The organism is Parabacteroides sp. AF17-28 (assembly GCF_003479205.1).
Taxonomy (GTDB): domain Bacteria; phylum Bacteroidota; class Bacteroidia; order Bacteroidales; family Tannerellaceae; genus Parabacteroides; species Parabacteroides acidifaciens.
In genome coordinates this window covers 1-5,158 of record NZ_QUGV01000053.1, presented here as the reverse complement: position 1 = coordinate 5,158, position 5,158 = coordinate 1, and the positions used below count along the sequence as shown (strand labels likewise).

Below are 5,158 nucleotides of genomic sequence, written 5' to 3'. Positions count from 1 at the left end.
TTAATATAAACTAATTTAAATCATGTCTGAGAAAATTTCTTTGGACAGTAGTGAGTTAATAAAATTCTTTATTTATAAATTAGTTATTATTTATCTTACCCTATAGCTTACTGAGTTGTCTGGAACGACTGTTGTGCTTTTGCTCGTTGTTCTATCCTTCCCATCGGCTAATTAATTTTTATCGTTAATAATGTATAGTATATATAACATCATCTTTATCACTTACTCATCGTCTCGGGTTGTTGTCTTCCGACATTGCAAAGATGGATGAAAAAGTAATGACAAGTTAGGGGCATACCTCTCAAATTTAAGCGGTGCGCCTATAAAACCGAATTTTGATTTATTTACATCTAATTTTGATAGAATTTCGGGAAGGATGTAGTTTCTTCCCTCCAATTTTACCCTCATACTTAATTCCCTCATATATGCTGTTAATCAATCCCTCATGCCATCCGCTTCAACAATCGCTTTGTGTTTTTTCGCTTCTCAATTTTCCCTCAATCATGCACATAGCGGATAGACGATGCAAATATATAAAAATTAGTTTAATAGATATACATATCAACATGATATTTTTAACCTTCCATGAAAAAAAATGATCGGACGACAGGGGCTTCCCAGGACAGGCCAGTGCTATGATACATATGACAAAAGTCCCTTGTCCCCGCGCATGACGCGGGGCCGCAAAAGGACAGGCCTTATCAATCAGTTGTTTATACGGTTGGTTTTAATGCGATCCCGCGTCAAGCGCGGGAACAGGGCAGTTTTGACACATCCCCTGTTTTGCAAAATTAAGCCGGTACTCCGTATTGCGACGGTGTCACGCCGTATTGCTCCGTGAAACGTTTACGGAAGGTGGCGGTATCGTTAAATCCTACCATTTCAGCGACTTCCTGTACGGAATATTGTTGGGTGGCAAGCAACTCGGCCGCTTTTTTCAGGCGTATGTTACGTGTCAGTTCCAGGATACTCAAGTCGGAATATTGCTTGATCTTACGATACAAAGTAGGCAAACTCATATTCAGGGAGTCCGCAAGTATCTTTGCCTCGAAAGTCGAATCGTCGAGGTGTTTCTCGATATTCTTGACGACGGCATCCATAAACGGATTGGTCGGCAGCGCGTTTTCTTCTTCCGAAGCGGAAGTGGTATGGGAGAAGTAACGCTTCATATCGTCGCGTTTCTTCATCAGGCTGTTGATCTTGCTGCGCAGAATCTCGACGTCGAAAGGTTTCGTGATATAATCGTCCGCACCGGCTTCGATCCCGGTAATGACATCTTCGCTTTCCACCTTGGCGGTCAGCATCACGACAGGCGTCTGCGCCATCTTCGGATCGCTCTTGATCTCGCGGCAGGTCTCATAACCGTCTTTCACCGGCATCATGACGTCGCAAAGAATCAGGTCCGGCTCTTCCGCCAAGGCGACATCCACACCATCCTGCCCGTTACGGGCTTCGAGAATCTGGTACTCTTTGCTGAAGACGTGTTTCAGGAACCAGCGGATCTGGTCGCTGTCGTCGATCACTAACAGTTTCTTGCCTGTCTCCTGTTTTTGCGGGATCACCTGGATCAGTTCGGCTATGTCTTCTTTCTGGCGGGCGTTCAGCTTCACCAAGTCGGCCTCGGGCTCAACAAATTCCACGCGGCGATCCAGCAGATGCTGCTTGCCCAATGGAACCAGGACCGCATAAGAGGTTCCGTTTTTATCGGCCTCATGCCGATAAAAACCGCCTATGGCGTCTGCCATATCCATGATTTGTTTCAAGCCGCGGCGTGCGCTTTCGTCTTCGTCCAGCCCTTCGTCTTTCACAACAAGCGAACAGTAGGCTTTGCCGTTTTCCTTAACGACAGAGATATCGAGCGTCACTTTACCGTACGCGAACGTATTCTTAAAGGCATTCGAGAGCAACATACGGAGGGCGAACTCGATCTTGCGGCGGTCTACCCAAACCCAAAGTGCGGGTGTCTGCGTATTGATGCGGAAATCGACATTGTTCATGGCGACCCAGTCGACGAAGATATCGCATATCTGGCGGGAGATGTCGACCATATCGTAGCGGGCTATGCGCAGATAGTTGGCGACGTCGTTCGAACGGCGCGTGCCGATCAGCTGGTCTGCCAAGTCCTGCATGGCGAGCGTGTTACGGTAGGCCGAGAGTAGCTGGGTGGACATATCCTTGTCCGGATCGTCGTTTTGCACGACGAGCGCTAAGGAACCCAACACCAACGAAAGCGGCGTACGCATTTCGTAGATGGTCTCTATAAAGAAATTATCGTGTATGCTCTCTGCATTTTTCAGTCGGTTTTCGGCTTCGGCAAGTTTTTCGACAGCCTCGCGCTGGATCGCATCGTTTTCCTTGATCTTGGTCACGATGAGTTGTTCCATCTCTTTCTTATTATTATTTAAGGTAGAGACAGTCGATTCAAGTTCGGACGTTTTGCGTACTAATTCGCCATTGGCTTTTGCCAATTCATCATTCTGGGTCCGCAACGCCTGGATTTTCTCCTCCTGACGGCAAACCTGTTCCTCGAGCGCGCCATTCCGGGAAAGTAGATCCCCGTTTTTAGCAGTCAGTTCCTTATTCGAGTTCTCTAATGCGAAATTTTCTTTTATGATCTGGTCCGAACGGCCATTCATATTAGAATGCAGTTTACGCATGTAAAAAAACAAAGGGAGCAAAAAAAGCAGTAAAATGACCACTACTATTAATGTTTCACTTCCGAAAAATTGCCCGCTTTCATTGGTTGCCAAGATTGCCGAAGTACTCAGGAGAGTACACAACAATACTCCACTCATCCTTCTGAACAGAGATTTCTTATTCATGGTTATATGCATTTATTATTTATCCTTCTACAACTCTACAATTTATTCTCAACATTCTCTTGCAAAGATGGCAAAAAAAATTCTCCTTTCACCACTTTTGACACTATTTATTTCAAAAAAATTCATGAGAATCACGGCTTTTCGCGTTTTTAAATAAGCGGCAGTTTTCCCAAGCCTTAATAATCATATGATACAAACACAATCATTATTGATTTGTTTAACATCTTTTATGCACGATTTATTGTAAGACCAGAAAACTCGCTTTACATTTGCAAAGAAATAGCAGACAACTGTTTAGAATTAGGGCTTAGCTGAAAAAAGGAGAGTAAAGGATTGGCGAAGCCGGTCAAAGCAGGTTGTCTGAATACTAAACATGAATGTAAATTATTTTACCCTCAATTTTTATATGCATAGGCGTACATCCGGATTGTTCCGCGTGTACGCCACCTTTTTTATATAGGTTCTTCCTGTCGGAATACACAGTTCTTTACGATACTATTTATAAGGTACGCACGCGTACCTTAATATTACTTTTGGCTTGATCCAAAAGTAATCAAAAGATCAAGGCTTAACCGGCCAGGCTACTTCGGGCAAAGGCTACGCTGTCGCCTGCGAAACTCGCTTCGCTCAAACAGCGCAGGCTCCGGACGCTTCGCCTTTACCCTTCGCTTGACGCCTGCCCGCTTAGGCCCTTCTTAGAAAGCTTCGCTTTCTCTTGGGATGGCCGACACTGCCTGTTCTTTTTTTGTGTCCTCCAACCTTCAACTCTTAACTCCCCGGGGGGGACTTATTGTAAAAAACGTATTTTTCCGGCTAAGAGGAGGCTTGAAAGCAAACAAATGTTAATCTGCTTTTTGGACGTCAAAAAGGGGCTTTTTTCTCTTTCCCGGGAGTTTTTTACCATTGCGACCGTCCTCTTCGCCGTTACGACCGTCATAATCTTCGCGAGGTGCCGAGTGCATCACCCATGAGGACGGTCACAATGGCGATGACGACCGTCTTCTTTTGAAAAACGACCGTCCTCACTGGAAAAAACCACCAAAATTTCCTTGGGATATTTGAAACGCCGTCCGTTTTATTTTGCTACAGGCGATTCTCCGGGAGTTAAGGTTTATCACTTTGACGGCGTTCCCGGTTTTCGGTAATCAAATTGCACGGCTTTCCAAATTGCCTGCGCACCTCGCTTCGTCTACTGTCAGCAAAGATGATGAAAACCGTGAAAAGAGTCAATTCAAAATGGATCAAGATTTTGGATGAAATAGAAAAATGGCTGAAATAGGGGTTATTGTCAAATTTTTTTATTGGCAGGAGATTCAGAAATTGCCAGATATAAACTATCCCGTTCCCGCGCTCCGACGCGGGATCGCAGAAGAACAGGCTTTATCAAAACTTGTAAATGATGATTTAGGATGTGGCAGGCTATTTTGCGATCCCGCGTCGGAGCGCGGGAACAGGATAGCTCACTTTTTCTTGGAGATGCTCTCTTACCTGGACAAATCACACAGATACAAAAATACCATACAACTGCATACCATAAAAAGACAGAACATAAAGGACAAATATCAGAAGTCTCACAGAAAACGCCCCTAATAATACGCTCACCATCTATTGTGATACTTTTACCACTCATCAAAAGAAAACGAAAGACAATCATCTACTATGATACTTATACTATCGCAATTGATACTTTCACCAATGCACAAAAGACAGTCATTCCTATCAATACAAAGGGCGGATATGATAGTTTTACACCCTTTTGAGACAGTTTTAGCCCTCTATTTGATATTTTCTCAAACTATTTTGATGCGTTTAACATTTATTATACACAAAACTATTGCAGGATCCGATTTGCTGCCATATATTTGCATTGTCAACGAGAAACAAGAGGTTTTGATGAGGGTCTTAACCGAGGGAAAAGTTCTCGCAGAGTATAGGGTTTATAAATTGCATAAAAAAATTAGGGTCATGAAAAAGGGTAAAATTTTCACAAATTGTTTCTTCACAATATGGACACTGTCCGTAATCCTGTCTTTTGTTAGTTGTTCTGCCGATGGCGATTCTTATTCTGTTGAAGACAGCCAGGTGCCTTTGAACGTTGAAGCTCCTTTCTCCGTTATTCTCAAAGCTTATTCGGAAAATCAGGATATCACTTCAAGAGGTGACGTTAAGAGCACTACACTGTACGTTTTCGACGAAAACGATGATTTCTATAAACAAATCACAGTCGACAGAGATTATCTTCTCCAGGTAAAGCCGGTTGAGATCAGCTGCCCGGGATCAAAGAAGATTACTGTTGTTGCTTGGGCCGGTCTTTCTAATGACAGCGAAGAAATCAG

The 5,158-nt window shown here is 43.7% G+C and carries 2 protein-coding genes; one reads left to right on the top strand and one right to left on the bottom strand.

The window, feature by feature from the left end; genetic code table 11:
- Positions 1 to 791 precede the first annotated feature (791 nt).
- Positions 792 to 2,822, bottom strand: a complete 2,031-nt coding sequence (locus DWW90_RS20235; protein ID WP_122346271.1) for a response regulator — start codon at positions 2,820 to 2,822, stop codon at positions 792 to 794.
- A 1,737-nt stretch (positions 2,823 to 4,559) separates the two neighbouring features.
- On the opposite strand from DWW90_RS20235, the gene DWW90_RS20920 reads away from it, so the two are divergent.
- Positions 4,560 to 5,158, top strand: a 599-nt coding sequence (locus DWW90_RS20920; RefSeq protein ID WP_233547859.1) for a FimB/Mfa2 family fimbrial subunit, incomplete at its 3' end; no start/stop codon positions are given.